The organism is Flagellimonas pacifica (assembly GCF_900215465.1).
Taxonomy (GTDB): domain Bacteria; phylum Bacteroidota; class Bacteroidia; order Flavobacteriales; family Flavobacteriaceae; genus Flagellimonas; species Flagellimonas pacifica.
Genome location: NZ_OBEH01000006.1, coordinates 212,443 through 228,740, shown reverse-complemented (window position 1 = coordinate 228,740; position 16,298 = coordinate 212,443). Strand labels below are relative to the sequence as shown.

The 16,298-nt window shown below is 37.4% G+C and carries 15 protein-coding genes; 4 read left to right on the top strand and 11 right to left on the bottom strand.

Annotated features, from left to right (window positions below):
• Positions 1 to 202 precede the first annotated feature (202 nt).
• Entirely contained in the window at positions 203 to 859 is a 657-nt protein-coding gene (locus tag CRO15_RS17315) for a response regulator (RefSeq protein ID WP_165769989.1), read from the top strand.
• Between the two features lie 405 nt (positions 860 to 1,264).
• Here CRO15_RS17315 and CRO15_RS17310 read toward each other — a convergent pair whose 3' ends face one another.
• From CRO15_RS17310 to CRO15_RS17260, 11 genes are all read right to left on the bottom strand, one after another.
• On the bottom strand, positions 1,265 to 1,681 hold the full coding sequence (locus CRO15_RS17310; RefSeq protein ID WP_097047107.1) for a hypothetical protein: 417 nt from the start codon (positions 1,679 to 1,681) through the stop codon (positions 1,265 to 1,267).
• A 54-nt stretch (positions 1,682 to 1,735) separates the two neighbouring features.
• Positions 1,736 to 3,385, bottom strand: coding sequence for a metallophosphoesterase family protein (locus tag CRO15_RS17305; RefSeq protein ID WP_097047106.1), 1,650 nt, complete (start codon positions 3,383 to 3,385; stop codon positions 1,736 to 1,738).
• A complete protein-coding gene (locus tag CRO15_RS17300; RefSeq protein ID WP_097047105.1) occupies positions 3,382 to 6,072 on the bottom strand; it encodes a hypothetical protein in 2,691 nt (896 codons plus the stop codon). Before CRO15_RS17300 ends, CRO15_RS17305 begins: the two co-directional genes overlap by 4 nt.
• 204 nt (positions 6,073 to 6,276) lie before the next feature.
• Positions 6,277 to 7,116 carry a DUF2971 domain-containing protein gene (locus CRO15_RS17295; protein WP_133067276.1) on the bottom strand — a complete coding sequence of 280 codons (840 nt, stop codon included), beginning with the start codon at positions 7,114 to 7,116 and terminating at the stop codon, positions 6,277 to 6,279.
• Positions 7,117 to 7,153: 37 nt separating this feature from the next.
• Positions 7,154 to 7,882, bottom strand: a complete 729-nt coding sequence (locus CRO15_RS17290) for a copper chaperone (protein ID WP_097047103.1) — start codon at positions 7,880 to 7,882, stop codon at positions 7,154 to 7,156.
• On the bottom strand, positions 7,879 to 8,358 hold the full coding sequence (locus CRO15_RS17285; RefSeq protein WP_133067275.1) for a DUF7868 domain-containing protein: 480 nt from the start codon (positions 8,356 to 8,358) through the stop codon (positions 7,879 to 7,881). Before CRO15_RS17285 ends, CRO15_RS17290 begins: the two co-directional genes overlap by 4 nt.
• 104 nt (positions 8,359 to 8,462) lie before the next feature.
• A complete protein-coding gene (locus CRO15_RS17280) occupies positions 8,463 to 9,965 on the bottom strand; it encodes a tyrosinase family protein (RefSeq protein WP_097047101.1) in 1,503 nt (500 codons plus the stop codon).
• Positions 9,966 to 10,032: 67 nt separating this feature from the next.
• Positions 10,033 to 10,428, bottom strand: coding sequence for a hypothetical protein (locus CRO15_RS17275; RefSeq protein ID WP_097047100.1), 396 nt, complete (start codon positions 10,426 to 10,428; stop codon positions 10,033 to 10,035).
• 610 nt (positions 10,429 to 11,038) lie between these two features.
• The gene (locus CRO15_RS17270; RefSeq protein WP_097047099.1) at positions 11,039 to 11,248 is read right to left on the bottom strand and encodes a hypothetical protein; all 210 of its coding nucleotides are present in this window, start codon (positions 11,246 to 11,248) and stop codon (positions 11,039 to 11,041) included.
• A gap of 12 nt (positions 11,249 to 11,260) precedes the next feature.
• A complete protein-coding gene (locus CRO15_RS17265) occupies positions 11,261 to 11,890 on the bottom strand; it encodes a hypothetical protein (RefSeq protein ID WP_133067274.1) in 630 nt (209 codons plus the stop codon).
• A 106-nt stretch (positions 11,891 to 11,996) separates the two neighbouring features.
• The gene (locus CRO15_RS17260) at positions 11,997 to 13,565 is read right to left on the bottom strand and encodes a hypothetical protein (protein WP_097047097.1); all 1,569 of its coding nucleotides are present in this window, start codon (positions 13,563 to 13,565) and stop codon (positions 11,997 to 11,999) included.
• Positions 13,566 to 14,028: 463 nt separating this feature from the next.
• Here CRO15_RS17260 and CRO15_RS20025 point away from each other — a divergent pair, with 463 nt between their 5' ends.
• The 3 genes from CRO15_RS20025 (at position 14,029) to CRO15_RS17250 (ending at position 16,183) form a co-directional block, all read left to right on the top strand.
• Complete coding sequence (locus CRO15_RS20025) at positions 14,029 to 14,163, top strand: hypothetical protein (protein WP_280950983.1); 135 nt, start codon at positions 14,029 to 14,031, stop codon at positions 14,161 to 14,163.
• 175 nt (positions 14,164 to 14,338) lie between these two features.
• On the top strand, positions 14,339 to 14,929 hold the full coding sequence (locus tag CRO15_RS17255; protein ID WP_097047096.1) for an RNA polymerase sigma-70 factor: 591 nt from the start codon (positions 14,339 to 14,341) through the stop codon (positions 14,927 to 14,929).
• A 129-nt stretch (positions 14,930 to 15,058) separates the two neighbouring features.
• Positions 15,059 to 16,183, top strand: a complete 1,125-nt coding sequence (locus tag CRO15_RS17250) for a FecR family protein (protein ID WP_097047095.1) — start codon at positions 15,059 to 15,061, stop codon at positions 16,181 to 16,183.
• The last annotated feature ends 115 nt before the right edge of the window (positions 16,184 to 16,298 follow it).

Sequence of the window (16,298 nt, the reverse complement as noted above, 5' to 3'; positions counted from 1 at the left end):
GTATTCCATCATTCCGTAAGAATAATCTACAGTTTGAAATAGTCAATCCAAACAATGGACATACAGTTCCGAAATTCTTACAGCGTTCGAGATTGCCATATTTAGTATACAAGAATTAAACGTTCATATACAAAACATGTTTTTAACAAAACATTAGTCAGAATTATTCGTTTGGAAATGTGTTATTTAAAAAATGAAGAAAATGTCCCAAATTTTAATCATTGACGATCACCCTATTACCGTAAAGGGTTACAAAATCTTATTGGAAAATCTTGAAATTCCGACTTCTCTGGAGTTTGATGGCGCTCATAGTTGTGATGAGGTACTCTTAAAAATGGATGAGTTGGAAGGTAACTTTTTTGACATTGTCCTTTTGGATATAAGCCTTCCCGCCTCCAAGGATAAAACGGTCACAAGTGGTGAAGACCTTGGATTATTGATTAAGAAAAGATTTCCCAAGACAAAAATCATTGTACACACTGGATTGAATGAAATCCAACGTATTTCCAATATTTTTAGAACCTTGAAACCCGAAGGCTTTTTGATAAAATCAGATATTGACCCTAAAACATTGAACCATGCTGTGAGCAGAGTACTACAGAACAAGAATTTTTATAGCGAGAAAATTAGGACCCTGTTAAGCCCTGACGATTTTGAAAAAATTTATGTTGACTCATGGAACAGAAAAATACTGTACCACCTTTCCCAAGGACATAAAATGAAAGATTTGCCTTCGCACATTCCTTTGTCAATGCCAACCATTGAACGTAGAAAGAAACGGATAAAATCTTTGCTTGGGGTTCCGGATGGAAGCACAAAGGAATTATTGGATGTTGCTCGAAAAAAAGGTTTTATTTAGATCAGTTCCTTTAATTCCAACTCACAATAGTATTAAACAACAGGAATAAAAAACTATTTTTATTGCACAGCTTAAGTAAGCTATAATATTTATACTAATTGACAGAATTCCGCAATATCTAAAATAATTAGGTGTCCTATTCGGTGAGCACAAAGAATAAAGACCTCGAAACCCCAATAATTATGGCCATCTAAAATTTAGGTTCTGGTCTTTATACATTTAAAATTACCACTTACACAACGTCCAAATTATTCAGATTGGTTGAAACAAGGAATTCCTTATTAAGTTGGGTGACAGAATAAACCGAGTTTATATCTTAAAACACTACCATATTATACGTGTCAAGGGTTTGGAAAAAGGTATTTCCAAAAATCGCCCTTCAACTTCCAGACCCGGAAGGGCCTGTTAATAATTGCTAATGGTATATGTGCTGGGAAGGTCATTATAAGAGCTATCGTTGTTGCCCTTATAGATCAATCCCTCTCTTATGGATTCCAAGGAAGGCTCTTTTTCCACGACAGGACGAACTACAACAGGCTCGGACTCACCCTTGATTTCGAGAAGTTTCTGCTTGAAAATGTCAGCCGCTACCTTAAGCTTCTTTTTGGAGGCTGCAGGTTTTCCAACAATCCTGAACTTAAATTCCTGTGCGACCAAGTCATCTATGTCAATTTCAGATATAACATCTGACTTCTTTATTAAGAAATTTAGTACAAAAAGCTTAAGATTCGTAAGTTTAGTGACAGAAAGGCTGTCAGTAAACTCTAGAATCAACGCATTCAGTTGAGTACTGTCTGTAGAAGAGGTCATGTTATCGGCCATTAAAATGAAACGGTTTGCAAAGGTAGGTTATTATGGTAAAATAATAGAATTTTTCTATGACTCGATGATAAAACAATCATAATTGATGTTAAGTTCTCTAAAAATATAGAATTTTTTGAATTTTCCAAAGAAATCGTGCTTAAAGGATTGAAATCTAAGATGTTGTTCATTATAGAAGTTCTCATAGGCCAATTTATTCGTTGGGTCGATAAAATCATAAAATGCCAAGTCGGTAATATTTGCGCCCTTCGAAGTCAGAAAGTCGTACAGTTCCTTAAAAAAGGAATGTCTATCGATCAGCGCTTCAAAAGATTCCGATTCCCTTATCTTGTCATAAACGGCTCCCAGTGTATTCAAAGCTATAATATAGTCTTCACCGTTCAACTGAACTTGAAACAGTCCACCATCGGTTATTTCAAAGTGTTTCTTAGTCTTTAAAACGTTTTTTCTCTGCGCAAAGACCAGTGATTGCAGTTGTGTCGAATCCAAAGGTAGGATATACTCGGCAATCAAAGATAACTCCTGATCCGCCAATCCCGGTTCTGTTTCTTCCTTGGTGGGCTTTTTACTTATCCGTTTTTTAAAAGGACCTGCTTTTTTGACCCAGTTGTACTTAGGATCGTCATCTATCCCACCTTCACCATCGGAAATTTCCAGTTTGTATGATTCCAGTTCGAATCGCTGTGGTTCGATCTTTAGTATCCCGAACCAATTGCTGGGGAATTTGGAAGCAATGGTATTGTTATCTTCATTGTCGATAAAATGATAGTCCAAGAAACTTCCCATTTGCACATTATGGCATCCATTTGGAAGGAGGATGGGTTCACTGATCATCGGCACATGTTCATGGCCCGTAATCAAGATATGTGATCTTTTCAAGAGGGAATCCAATCGGATTTCCCTTTTTTTGGAAGACATGAACTGTTCTTTCCACTCGAGCCATGAGGGTGGATGGTGGGCCACGGTAATAATCTTGGTATCGGGTTTCTCATTCAGGATGCCATTGATATCATCCCAGTACGGAAATTGGTTCCTTTTAAGAAAATAGGATTGTTTTCCTCTCTGGCTCAAGCTGTCACCGATGACCAGTTTTTTCAACTGATCTGCACCCAACTTAGCCTTGACCCTATCATAGAACTCGGATATTACTCCTGGACCAAATGATTTCCAAGAGCTGTTCAACATCAGAAATAGAATTCCATTTTGCTTGAAATGTAGATACCCAACATAGGCTTCCTTATCATATTTATAGGCAACATGCCCCTTTTTGACCAGTTCCTTGCATCGCTCTTTCAGAAGTGAGTCAATAATCTTATCCCTAAAATTGACAAAGACATCCTTAAAGCGGGGTTGTTCAAAAAAGATATTGTTTTTCAATTTAAAGATTCCTCCAAGGTCCTCCCCAGGTTTCAGTGCATAGGTCATCTCGGACCATTTCACATCATGGTTTCCCACCACGGAAATCACTGGAATATGTTGTGGTATCCATTTGTTCAGAACCCGATATAATTTGGAGTACTCGTCCAAATCGCCCTTGAATGCCAAATCTCCAGCTACCACTACGCAATCAATGGGGGTATTCTTTGAAATGCTTTTGAATTTGGCACCAAAGGATTTAAAAACCTCCACTACTGGGTGTTCTTTGTCCAGATAATTTTCCTTTAAATGGATGTCGCTCAACAGGCAAATATTGAAGGATCTCATAATTGATCGGATTTGAGATAGACCCCGTAGCTCCAAATCATGTTCAGGACCACGTTGCAGAAATGATTAAAATCTTTCCTTTCTTCAGGGCAATTGACAAAGAACCCCCCAAAAGAATCTATAAACCATGTATCTGAGTGAAGAAAGTGTTTGATGGGCTCACCGGTGGTATAGTCCCGTCTCAGCATCCGTGGTTTACCGGAGAACTTATAGTAGACATAATGCAGGCAATAATATGAAATTACCGATATACTCTTTATTTTATTGAAATTCGTGTCCCTTTCCGGGTGTTTATCCTCATAAAGGATGTCCATAAACCTTTTATGAAACTCCTTTACCGTCAAATTGGGCATAACCTCATTCTTGCCGTTCCAAATGAACTCGAACACCCAGGTTTTTAGACTTTGATACTTTACTTCCTTAAGGTGTGGTATCATTGAAGTCTCATCTTTCTTGGAATCGATAAAATAAAGATTGGTCATAACCTGATCCTTTAGGTTGGACAACCATGTCTCAAATTCATCTTCCTTGACAAATCTTTCAACAATACTGCAGAGCCTTTTATGGTGCCGGTCCCAAAAAGTTTTAAGTTCCGGGATGGGACATGTCATTTTGCTTGGGTGGTTGTCCCCATCGAATTTCATGCCATATGCAATCAATAGCAGCCTAAAATGCTCCCTTAGAAAGTTATATTCATCGAGACAACCCAAGGCACTTTGCATACTGGTATTTTGCAGGAGGTACGTCCAATGCCAAAAAACATAAAGGTCTTGGTTTTCAAAATAGGTAACCAAGTATTTCTTGACATCCACCTCAAAGTAACCGAAGTGCTGTTTCTCAATGATCATCCTTTCCAGCGCACCAAAATCATTTTCGGATATTTTCAGCCATTTCTTGTTCAAGGTGTCGAAAAGGGACTCGTTCTGTTTGAAGAACTGGCTCATTTCATTGTTAAGTATCTCCTTAATCAAGGTAGCGAAAACCAGGGGTGGACAAATAAGATGGTCAATGTTGTAGTTTACCGATATGCTGTTTGAGACCGTTTCGGTATCATTTATTCTTGTGACCAGTCCGGAAGCATAGGAGTCCCTGAAACATCGGGCGCAATGTTTGATTATGGCATCCATCGAGCTCAAAATGGAGGTGTTGGCGCTATTTATATCCAAGCTGAACTCATTCAGGTCTTCAAAATTATAGTTGTTAAGCAATCTGGACTGTAGCGCTTCCTCAAAAACCTCCACATGGTCATTAATGATATCCTCGATAAATTTTGTCTTTAGCACCTCATGCCATTCCTGCGCTGAATTCTCTTCAATAAATGCTGTTTTTTTTATCGAACCTTCCTCAATGCCCTGTGTGATTACAGCACTTTTACTTTTGAGCATTTCAACAAAACTTTCCAAAAGGTGGTAAAGGTCTATGTAATAGATATACAGGATTGGGTCTTGGATCCCTTGATTATAATTATAGATGACCTTTCTGACCTTCTTCCTTACATTTCTCGAAACGTTGAGTTTCCGTAAATAGATTGCAGCTTTCTTTTCAACGTCGACCTTATATTTTTCCAAATAATCTTCCGTCTGACAGGGACCAAGGAATTCCTGCTTTCTTTCCTTGTTGTACTGTTTGATCAGATCACTCTGGAATTTAAAGACGGGTTTCGTTTTTATTTTTCGTATATGGTTCCTAAGATTCGAATTATTTCGGATCATGGTAAAGATCTCCTGGTTGGATGAAAGATTATTCGGTTTGATCTCCTCCACGACAAAATCGGTTTTCCCATATTTGAACCTTGCCTTGCCATACCTGCTATGGATTTCCCCAGAGTGTAGCTGCTTTGAGGTCTCGTTGCAGAATTGCGGAAAGTGTCCGGGTTTTACTTGCCACTCCACCGTGGATTCAAACTTGATGTCTTTTTTGAAACTGTTTTCGCTAAAGGTAGTAAAGTCCACCCCAAGATAGGAATGCGTATCATTGAACACATGGGCCTCTTGGATATTCTCCAAGCTCCATTTACCATATAGGGAGTTTTCAACGATTTCCGAAAACCCTTCCAATTCCTTCAGTTTGAGCTTTCTTATACACAACAAGGAGTTGGTCAAGACATTGGGATCTTCATGGGAGGCAATAAGTACCAGCTCTGACCAATTGAATGAGTCGATCAAGATATAATCAGAGATTCCATACGTTTCCAATACCGTCTCCACGGTAACAACGGAAGATTCAAAAATCTTGTTACCATTGCCTATTACCAGGCCATTGGTTATTTTCAATTGGACGATCTTGACAAATCTATTGGGTTTGTCCAGGAATTTATCAATGGTCGGAACCTTTTTCTTTCCCAGTAAGGACCCACTGATGATTTGGTAGCTTACATTTTTGATTGGCTCTGGTTCCCCGTCCTTGGTACGGCAACGCGGTTCAAACACACGCTGGGTAAACTTGTAATTGTCTATAACGGAAACAAAAGCAGCATCAAAATGTGAAAACAAGTGAAATACCTTTGGACTGTACAAATGTTTTAAATAGGAGGCATTGTCCAACCCATGTTCTTTACTATTAAGATATTCCTCGATTTTCTTCCCGTAAGAAGTATACAAGCTTCTGATGTTTTCAATATATTCTGTTTCTTGTCCAAGAGGGTATTTGGTCAGTGCGATATGCACTCCGTAAGGTTGATGGTTCATTTATATGGCTAGGGTTTTTGGTTTGCCTTACAAGAAGATATTATTAGCTAAAGAATTGACGGAAAAATTACGTTAAATTAAATAATAATTCAAATTTTCTCTTTTAGGTGCATTTACTCCTGTTGAAATAAATACGGCACAGTACGCTCCTATCCAAAAATGGAATGAGGTCCCTTATCGCTAAAGAAAACATATTCATGTTTGTTACATTATTTTTAATCCAAATCTCTTATCATCCAAAACGGCTTTTTTAAATTGCACATCCCGATAACCAGATTTTGAAATCAGCTCTTTTATGCCATCCATATGTTCCTCAGAGGTGTTCACGCCAAAGATTATTCCCTTTAAACTGGCCTTGTCAAATCCGTACAATCTATTACCGCCTTCTTCTGTAATCGATCGCCATTCAAATTCATAGTCCCAGTCGTGGCTTTTGGAAGCGATTAGCTGCATTAGGAACATGTAAAGGTCTCCCGAATTCTCCGACAATACAAACTCTGGGTATTCCGAGTAGTAGTTTACCGGAATAAGATTCTCCCTGATAAAATTTGGCGTTTCCATACCGAACTCAAGGCAAATTCCAGAATGTGATGAGGCATAATGCGACCACATTAACGGAATATTGGGTATTTCAGAAAAACAACATACTCCCAAATGGTCATTAAACCCAGTGGAAAAGATTTGGTTTAGCAGTGTGTTTGCCTTTTTTGGATCATCAAAGATTCCTATCATTTCCTCCCCACTCCATAAATGGCCCAAATCATCGGGTAAGAAATCATTCAAATTCTTTAGTATCTCACTTTTGTTTGTGCCAAAATCAATTCTCACCTTGCAATCAAAGGGATCGTTAAATGCCTTTGGGGATGAATACCAAAGCCTACCGTGTCTTATAACGTCCAAGGTATTATCATTGATAGAAAAATACTTGAAAATCCTTTTGGGAAGCAGGGAAACCACATCTTGAGGGTCAAGGTTCCTGGTGTCGAAATCCGTAAGGTCGTAATTTCTTTTCCTGTCCCCGCCCAAACTGTCATTGTTCTTCAATATTTAATCTATTAGGTCATGGAATTTGAGAACTTACTTAGTTCGGGTTGAACACTAGTATGGTTTGTACTTTTAGGATGCGCAGTAACTTAAGTCTAAGATCAATGCCCCATCGAGGAATTTGTGGATGCTCCATGTGCTCACTTATCATGATGAACATTACCAACAACATGGCCAGGTTATGCCCTTTTGGCAAGAGCATGGGCAACCACATCAACGCCCAACCAGAACCCAAGCACCATAGACCGTGTTCACAGCCAAAAACAAAGGCATCCATATTGGCCTTCCAACCGAAGGCCTTTATCGCACGGTGATTATGACCCAGGTTCAGGAAATACTGCTTGATGGGTGAAAATTGCCAAACAACCGCAATTATGCCAAGTACCACAGCTGGCGTATATGATCCAATGTTCTGCTTGCTCAAGAGAACCATGATGGAATTCATCAGAAATCCGATCAGCACCCATATTAAGGCATATCCCAGAACAAAACATACTGACATTGGAATCCTTTTTCGTCTTAGACTTTTTTCGCAAACGTGGCTTATGGGCGAAATCAATTTGGGCAGCATCATAGCAAGGACCATCAATGTCCATCCGACCATTAGCCCTGAGAAGTCGTGATGCACCATGTCATGACCCATCATGTGGGAACTATGTTCCGCTAACGTGTGCATTGGGTCGTATAAAAGTATTATCCAAAAAAAGAAGCTCAGTACAATCAAAACAATGGTTACTGAAGAAGTATTTGTAATAATATTTTTCATCTCTGTTGTCTTACCAAATAAACACTTATGTTTCCAATCGTGATATCCTTAATACCCTTTGGGTTTCTATGTGGAGATATATCGACATCCAAAGTCCCCCAATCCTTCGTCTCTTCTGAATCAATGTCCAGAATTATATCCGTAATATCCAATGTGAAGGAAAGGCCCTCTCCTGCCGGACCCGAAGCATTACCAATACCGTACAAAGAAAAATTCCCTGCATTTTTCTGATCTACCGAGACTTTTAACATCAGGGCATCTTCATTTCCCCTTACATTTTCAATTACCAACAGCACTTGGTCATTAAGACCAGTATTTGGAATTGGGTCCAAATTCTTTATCGCGGCCTTTATTTCTCCCGATTTTATGGGAATATGGACTTTTAACCCAAAAGTTTCCATAGAATACCCCCCTTCACTATTGCCAATTTTGTCGACAATAGCGTCAGAATTCATATGTTCTTCCTGTTCCGCCATTTGATAGTCCTTTACTCTTGCAGAATGGTTGCATTTATTTAAAATCAACACACTTGTACAAACAATCAAAACACTTGTAAGAATTGACATGCTCCTAAGTCCTCCTATATTTGTTCTCGGTGAATACTTATTCTGCCAATATCGATTTTATCTTTTTCATCAATTGAATGTCTTGGGGTGACTTCTATATCAAGTGACCCAATATCAAGATTGTTACTCAAGTGCAAATCGTCAACAATATCGGTAATTTCCAATGTAAAGGACAAACCACTTCCTCCTTTATGACCATCTTTTGCAGAGGCATCAAGCAAACCAAAGAGTGAAACCGATCCGGCTTTTCTTCCGTTAACTGAAATATTGAGAATGTTGCCGTCCATGGTCCCCTTTACATTCTCCAGTTCAACAAAAACCTGGTCGGGGACATTTGCAGAACTTTCCTTCAAAAAACTCATGGGTACCTTTTGCCATGATCTATCGTCCAGTTTAACGGTCGTTGCCAGGTCCGCACCGACCAATTGATGATTGCCTTCGGAAGCACCGACCAACTCTGAGGCGGTCTTACCAAAGGATTCCAAATTTGAAAACTTGACTTCTTCCATGGGTATCCCCAATTTATTCATTCGTGCCACCATTGTATTCATTGACGGAATGACTGGGGGACGATCACCAGGATCGTATTGGTAATTCAATACATCCATATCGGTGACGTGTTCAGGAGTGAATACCCACTCTACATTATCAGGCATTGGCATTACAAATTCCCTTTCTCCGATGGAAACGGGTCCTTTCAGCCAGTTTAGATCCACAGGGTTGGCATGACCATCTACTTCATTCCATTCAGCCCACATACGGTCGATGTTACAGTGGTGGAGGTAAAATATAGGATCTAGCGCAGCTGTTCCCGGATATGACATTAAACCTCTCCCACCTACTAAGGAATGTACGTTGTTGTGTGGATTCGCTTCGAGTTTACCGTTACTGCCACCACCATGGTTAAATCCAGTTTGATAACCACCGTAGCCAGCATTTGTTCTACTTGTATTACCTGTATACTTATCTTCATTTTGGCACTCATCGGATATCTCACCCTGAGGAATAAATATGTTTCGGTCAAGGTTGGGCCCATATCTAGCATCTACAAATAGCGGATTTGAAGTTCCATCGGGCAACGTGCTTTCGGCAAAAGCGGGTGGCATCTTGTATTGATCATCCGGGCCCAGATAATTCCAATACGGGAGAGCCCAATCCTGTGGGCCACCCAAAGAGACAACCGCCTTCCTTATATGGGCTTCGAAAGCAATCAGGTACCCACGGTGCCAAGGCGGAAAATACCAGCTTTGATGTTGACATTGGTTCCAAAATCTCTGGATTGTCGCTCTAGACGGTAATGGGGTGGTGGGAACTGAAGGGGGAGCCGGTATATGATTCCAGCCCGGGTATTGACCAAAGCGTATGTATTCCCCATGAATTGCCGCAAAAAACCACCAACTATTTTTCTCGTTCAATCCTCGGGACTGCAAGGAGCCTACGCCCTTGGCATACCATAAAAGATCAGGGTTGTCAAATGTGCCCCCATTGTTCCAAGCATTTTTTCTTGTGTAGTCCATACTATTGTTTTAATGGTTATTCAGTACTATTTGATGTTTGTCCATTGACATTTTCATTCACTAAACCTTACAGGGTGTAGAAATATATGTATACCGAATCTAACCTGCTTGTCCCTATTTCATTAATCGCAAATAATAACTCAGCAAGATTTTCAGCGGGGGAATCCAATCGCATCCCTATCACCACCTCAAATATCATGGGCAAATTCTCTGTTTGAAAAATGGCATCCCCGACAGCATCTATTTCCCTTACGTACTCCCCTTTGTACTTTACCCCGTTTTCGGTAAGAACGAGGTTGACACCTTCCTTCCAGTTTCTGTGATTTTTAAAAGCGGTTTCAGCCCTAGCGGTATCCAAAAAGGTAACCTGAAGGTTTGAAGAACATGAATTCCCGTTAAAAACTTGGGCGCTCATATCCAAGCTGAACAGCAATGAGGCGACTATAAAAATATTGGCTTTCATTCTGAAACTGAGATGCTAATTGTAAATGACCATATCAAAAAATGACATGGTTTCCATAAATCCGAACCGGGATTTATAGAATCCAAATCAATTTGAAACAAGATTTTGGGGGAGACTTGAAAATTAAACAATTCCATTTGTTTTGGGTTGCAGGCAATCCTTAAAAAAAATAGGGTTTTTGTCCAATTTTCATCATTAAATGAAGGATATGTCAGTATTTTCTAAAACCAGTTCCCCTTAGGATTCCCTTGACCTCCATGAAAATTGTTTTTTTTTAATCCATCTAAACGCATTTTTATGATAATTGCTGTCTCAAAAATGTAACAGACAAGATCAATATGTAGATTTGTCACAACAATGTGGACAATTTATCAAGGTAAAACCAAATAAGTATACATAAGGATAATGTCAATTCGGAACTAGATTAGTTGGAACCCGACCTCAGGACGGAAACCCCTTGGGTTGATTCTTTGTTAAATGATACAATCCTTTCTCAAATTCTTTATCCTATAAAAGCTCTAAGTCTTGCGTGTATATCTGATTTTTAGTGGAAAGTCCAGTTTTTTCTGTTATAAATCTATTCAACAACTTCCACTATGAATAAAATCGATTAATCGCGCACACACTCATATTTAATATACACCTTACCATTTCTGGTATATTTTTTTCTTACCCATTTGCAGTTGCGAGTTGCCTTTACTGAAAATCTGATTTGATCAATATCAAATGCCTCAAGATCCAAATTATCAGCAACGAGTTTTTGAATTTTAGCTATTACAATGTCCTTGTTATCATCAAATGACTTTAACGTGTTTTCCATAATTTTTAAGTTTTAATCAGTTGTGAATATTGTGATTTCGTTAGTAATGTCTGATGGAGCTCCGAGAACCTCCGTCCTAATTCTAATCGGCCCTAAATAAGCAGTGTCTGGCCAAATATTAAAAAGAGTTGTGCAGGTTTTATTATCACTATTAAAGTTGCAAGCCGCTACCATCTCTCCTATACTATTACCATCTAAATCTAAAGCTGTCATACTTAATTCAGTACCTAAAGAGGGCTCACCTTCATTCCGTGCAATAGTTGTTTTTAACTCTACATTTTCTACTCGTTTTCTACTAAACACCCGTGGACTGGCAATAACTTCAATACTCTCTGGAAAACTTCGATCAAACTGTAAATCGACCATTTTAGTAAAGCCATTTAAATCCATATTTAATTCAGCTTCTTCCACTTTTGTTGGAGAGACTATCGAAAATCTTACTAATTTTCTTCGAGTACCCGTAATACTAGTTTCCAGAATTGGTTCTAGACTTATAGAATCGTTTTGGTTCTCTTTAAAAAGGCCTGAAGTCAATGTCGCTTTAAAATCTATGGTGTCGTTTTCAGAATTGGAATCAAACAATATGATTATCTCAGATTCATCTTTGCCATCCGCTAGTAACATGGTTTTTTCAATGTCCATTGATTTTATTAACGAATCGAACGTGAAGTTGACCCGATTGAAATCTGACTCCTCATAGCAAGAGGAAATCAAAACCAGTATTAGACCTAACAAGATATTTTTCGTTTTAATCATTTTTAAAAATGCTTGAAAATCCGTTTAATAATTCTTTTACCTCAAAATCAACTGAAAGTCCTACATAGGGTGTCACAGCCAACTCTCTTTGATTAGAAATTGGGCTTTCGTCAAGCTTATAAAATACATTACCACCAAACGTAAGCCTGAAGGTATGATCTATCCTAAAACCTAATCCCACTAACAAACTGCCATCGTCAATTAACCCTTCTCTTCTATCACTTTTTTCTATTGAATTGAGAGCCCACCCTAGATTAATCGAAAGTCGGTCCCACACTGTTTTGTTTCTTAGCTTTTTAAATGGTATATCCTTATCTAAATAACTCAAATTGAAATGAAACCCTAGATAAGGAGAGATTTCGTTAAAGTCCGATTGGAAACCATAATTTATAAGACCTATATCTGGAGTAAATTTCAACTTGATTCTTTCGTCAAAAGAATTTATACTAGTTTTTGTAACTATAGGGTTTAATCCAAATTCGATATTGCTAATTTCACCATTGGGTTTAGGAATGAGCTGATCAATATCTTGGTCAATATTTCTTACCTTCTTTAGTATTTCCAGATTTCCTTCCATCTTAGCATGCAAATCATTAAGTGCTAACTTTAGTGCTTTGGACGTCAAATCGTCTTTAAGGGTTTGCTCGTTAAAAACTAGTTTTCTTAGAAGATTTATATTCTCAACATTATCCTCTAGATTTTCCATTTTATCCGTTTTATTCGCAAGACTTAACTCACCAACTAATAGTTGATTAATTTTTTTCAAATTTAGTTCTGGAAGCCATTGTATTATCTGATTAGCAACCTTTACGTCTATATCCAAATTTTTAGCCTGAATAGAATCAATGGAAAAGAGAAATTGCTTTAAGTACTTATAATTATATTCGTTATGAACCTCATTCAAATTCATAACGCCTTGGGACACTACTTTTTTTAACAAACATTCCTTTTCATAAAGCTTTGATTTTATTTTTTTTCGATTATTAGCATCCGATAAAAACAAATGGATATTATCAAAAAAAACATCTGGAAATTGCGAGAAAAGAGTTTCTATAGTGCTTAGACCATTTTCGTATTCTTCGTATTGCTTTCTTAAATCTTTCATTTCAACTAAGTTCACTTCAACAAACGCCTTTGCATATGCTCTTCTTAGTGTAGTAAGTCTAGAGCTGGATTTGAAAAAAAGCAAACTATAGTTTTTCATAGGCCTTAGAAAAGTATCCTCTTCACCATCTTCACTTTGATGAAGTCTTACGAAAAGATATTTTTTCTCATCAATTGTATCAGTCCAAAAACTAGAAATCTCTTTTAGTTCTCGTGTGGACCTACAAGTTTTCTCACCCATCAATGTACTGTCAAGATCTTTTTTTCTGCAGTGTTCAACAAGAAGAATCAATTGAACATTTCCAGGGTCCTCAAATCTCAAATTTACTTCTCGATAAACTGGGATTACCGTGTCAAAACTTTTCGTTTTATTATCGTAAATTCTTGTTGGAATCTTCTGAGAAAAAACAGAATTTGGACAGACAACTAATAGTATTGCGATGATATAACCCTTCATGGTCCAGCTGATTTTTATAAAACAATAATTAACGCAATAATCTCCCGAACTTATTCTAGGGATTTTGTTGCATGAACCATAAACGTGGGAGAAGTTATTGTGAAGACTTTGAAAGGCTCTCGAAAATTAATAATTTATGTTATCAATCCATTACACAAAAGCCTTAGAAAAACTGGGGTTTTTCTGCAAAAACAGGTTAAGTTTTTGTAAAGTCACCTATTCGGTGAGCATAAATTCTTCACAAGCTGAAAAGCCCTTATTTGTTAGTGTTTTGACAGGTAAGTTCTAGTCCCTCCGGCCCCGCCGTTTAAACCACCCAATTGGTTAATTAAAAAATAGATAAAAAACTCCATTTTTCGACAAAAACAACTTCACTTACCATTTATCTGGCCTTTTTTGCATTTATCGATTGATTTATGTGAAAGCTCCAAGTTTTCAAAACTTTGTACCAAACAAATTCCCCATGAAAACAATTGTATATAACATTAGAAAAGAGTTTTCAATTCCAGAAAACGTAACAGCAGCTGTTTGCTGTTTAATACTTTCCATAGCTATTTTCTTCATTATGGGCGTTATTAATAGAGAAGTTCTTTTATAATTATCAACGAACTATTTAAGTAATAATCACTAAGTTTTTCAACCCATCCGTCTTCTTGGAAGAATATTAAATTATCCTTATTAATCAGTTAGGATATTTGTCATTTTTCGATGATAATGACATTTTTTATACATTTATCATATGCAATTTTCATTTAATGAAGCATTAGATTGAAATGTCAGTCACAAAACCGAAAACAAACAAGCTACTCTTAACAGAATTCCAAAAGGGCAATAAAAAGGCTTTTAAGAAGCTATTTGAACTTTTTTGGGAACCCATGTTCGTTAAGGCCAAATACATAGTTCTTGATGAAGATATCGCTAAGGATATTGTCCAAGATATTTGGTTGAGTCTTTGGCAAAAAAGAGAGAACAATAACATCAAAAATTTTGAGGCCTATATTTTCAAATCGATAAACTATGGCTGTTTTAAGTATTTACGGGACAATAAGCTAAAGTCGGGTCATCTTCAAATTATAGAATCCCTAGAATTAACAACTGAATCCTCCGTTGAAGACCAGCATAATTTAGACCAGGCCCAGTTTATCATAGAAAAATCTTTGACCGAATTACCACCAAGATGTCAACAGATTTTTAGACTTAGTCGTATGGAAGCGGCAAGTAACGAAGAAATAGCCCAGCGTTTAGGGATTTCAAAACGATCGGTAGAGAATCAAATGTCAATTGCACTAAAGTCTATTAAACAAAATTTAAGACTTGCCCAAAGCTCCCTAACCTCCCTTTTTATTTTTATAACACTCCTTTAATTTTTTCCCTCATTAACAGTTAGCTGGTACCGTATTTGTTTCCATAAATGTTAATAAAATGTTAATTTACAAAAACCTATGTGAGTTTCCATCGCTTTGTGGTTCATAAATATATAGTGTACCAAATATATGCAAGAGCAAGAATTCAAAAAACTGTTGGACAAATACCTGAACGGGTCCATTTCTGATCATGAACTAGAAATTTTAGTAAAGTTCAAGGAGGAACTACGATTGGCCAACAAAGAATCTCATTTTACCAATGAAGATCATAAAAATGCCATAAAGGAGTCTTTGTGGACTTCAATAAATACCCAAACCCGAACTTCCAAAAAGAAGAAGTCCCTTGTTTGGAAAGTATCCGCTGCCGCTGCAGTATTCATTGGATTACTGGCTACAGGGTATTTCTATCTGCAAAATACCAAATCTAATACTGATTTCATGATACCAGAAAATGTCATTACCCTTCAATTGGAAAATGGGGAAATGAAAATTATTGATGAAGATGGTCAAGTAGAAATTTTTGATGACAGAGGTAACATAATTGGGCAGCAGGAAGGAAAAAGTTTGAAGTATGCAAACACAATTGCTAAAAAGGAACTTGTGTACAATACCTTGAACGTTCCCAATGGAAAAACCTTTCAACTTCGGCTTTCAGATGGTACAATTGCACACCTTAATGCTGGATCTTCAATCAAATATCCAGTACAGTTCATCAAAGGCACCAACAGGCAAATATTCGTGACCGGAGAAACCTATTTGGATGTGGCCAAAGATCCTGAGCATCCGTTTATCGTTAATACAAACGGACTCAATGTTCAAGTTTTAGGTACCCAATTCAACGTTTCAGCTTATCCAGAAGATGAAACTACAGAAGTTGTACTGGTAGAAGGTTCTGTAAGTTTATATACAGAAACTGAAGGGTATGACGCCAATAAAAGAGTATATCTGGAACCTGGGTTCAAAGGAAGTTTTGATAAAACGAAAAACAACATCGACACCTCTAAAGTAATTACTGGTCTATATACTTCTTGGATCAATGGCAAACTGGTATTCAGGAACATGACTTTCAACAATATATTGAAGAAACTTGAACGACACTATAATGTAACCATAACCAATAACAACTCAGACTTGACCCATGAGGAATTCAATGCCAATTTTGGAAACGAACCTATAGAAAATGTCCTCAGGGAACTAAAATCCAATTATGGAATTGAATACAAAATTCTAGGTGATAAGATAATCATTGAATAATAACCAAACAGCAAAAACTAAACAATACTGCGTATGATATAAACTAAACAAGGATGTAACCAATTACCAAAATGATTACTTCTTATTAGGGTCAAAAAAGATCATAAAAAAATCG

Bases quoted from the DNA above. Each gene is read 5' to 3' on its own strand.
- CRO15_RS17280 (WP_097047101.1), bottom strand. From the start codon at position 9,965: ATGGACTACACAAGAAAAAATGCTTGGAACAATGGGGGCACATTTGAC.
- CRO15_RS17265 (WP_133067274.1), bottom strand. From the start codon at position 11,890: ATGGACATTGAAAAAACCATGTTACTAGCGGATGGCAAAGATGAATCT.
- CRO15_RS17310 (WP_097047107.1), bottom strand. From the start codon at position 1,681: ATGGCCGATAACATGACCTCTTCTACAGACAGTACTCAACTGAATGCG.
- CRO15_RS17260 (WP_097047097.1), bottom strand. From the start codon at position 13,565: ATGAAGGGTTATATCATCGCAATACTATTAGTTGTCTGTCCAAATTCT.
- CRO15_RS20025 (WP_280950983.1), top strand. From the start codon at position 14,029: ATGAAAACAATTGTATATAACATTAGAAAAGAGTTTTCAATTCCAGAA.
- CRO15_RS17315 (WP_165769989.1), top strand. From the start codon at position 203: ATGTCCCAAATTTTAATCATTGACGATCACCCTATTACCGTAAAGGGT.
- CRO15_RS17285 (WP_133067275.1), bottom strand. From the start codon at position 8,358: ATGGCGGAACAGGAAGAACATATGAATTCTGACGCTATTGTCGACAAA.
- CRO15_RS17300 (WP_097047105.1), bottom strand. From the start codon at position 6,072: ATGAACCATCAACCTTACGGAGTGCATATCGCACTGACCAAATACCCT.
- CRO15_RS17250 (WP_097047095.1), top strand. From the start codon at position 15,059: ATGCAAGAGCAAGAATTCAAAAAACTGTTGGACAAATACCTGAACGGG.
- CRO15_RS17305 (WP_097047106.1), bottom strand. From the start codon at position 3,385: ATGAGATCCTTCAATATTTGCCTGTTGAGCGACATCCATTTAAAGGAA.
- CRO15_RS17270 (WP_097047099.1), bottom strand. From the start codon at position 11,248: ATGGAAAACACGTTAAAGTCATTTGATGATAACAAGGACATTGTAATA.
- CRO15_RS17255 (WP_097047096.1), top strand. From the start codon at position 14,339: ATGTCAGTCACAAAACCGAAAACAAACAAGCTACTCTTAACAGAATTC.
- CRO15_RS17290 (WP_097047103.1), bottom strand. From the start codon at position 7,882: ATGAAAAATATTATTACAAATACTTCTTCAGTAACCATTGTTTTGATT.
- CRO15_RS17275 (WP_097047100.1), bottom strand. From the start codon at position 10,428: ATGAAAGCCAATATTTTTATAGTCGCCTCATTGCTGTTCAGCTTGGAT.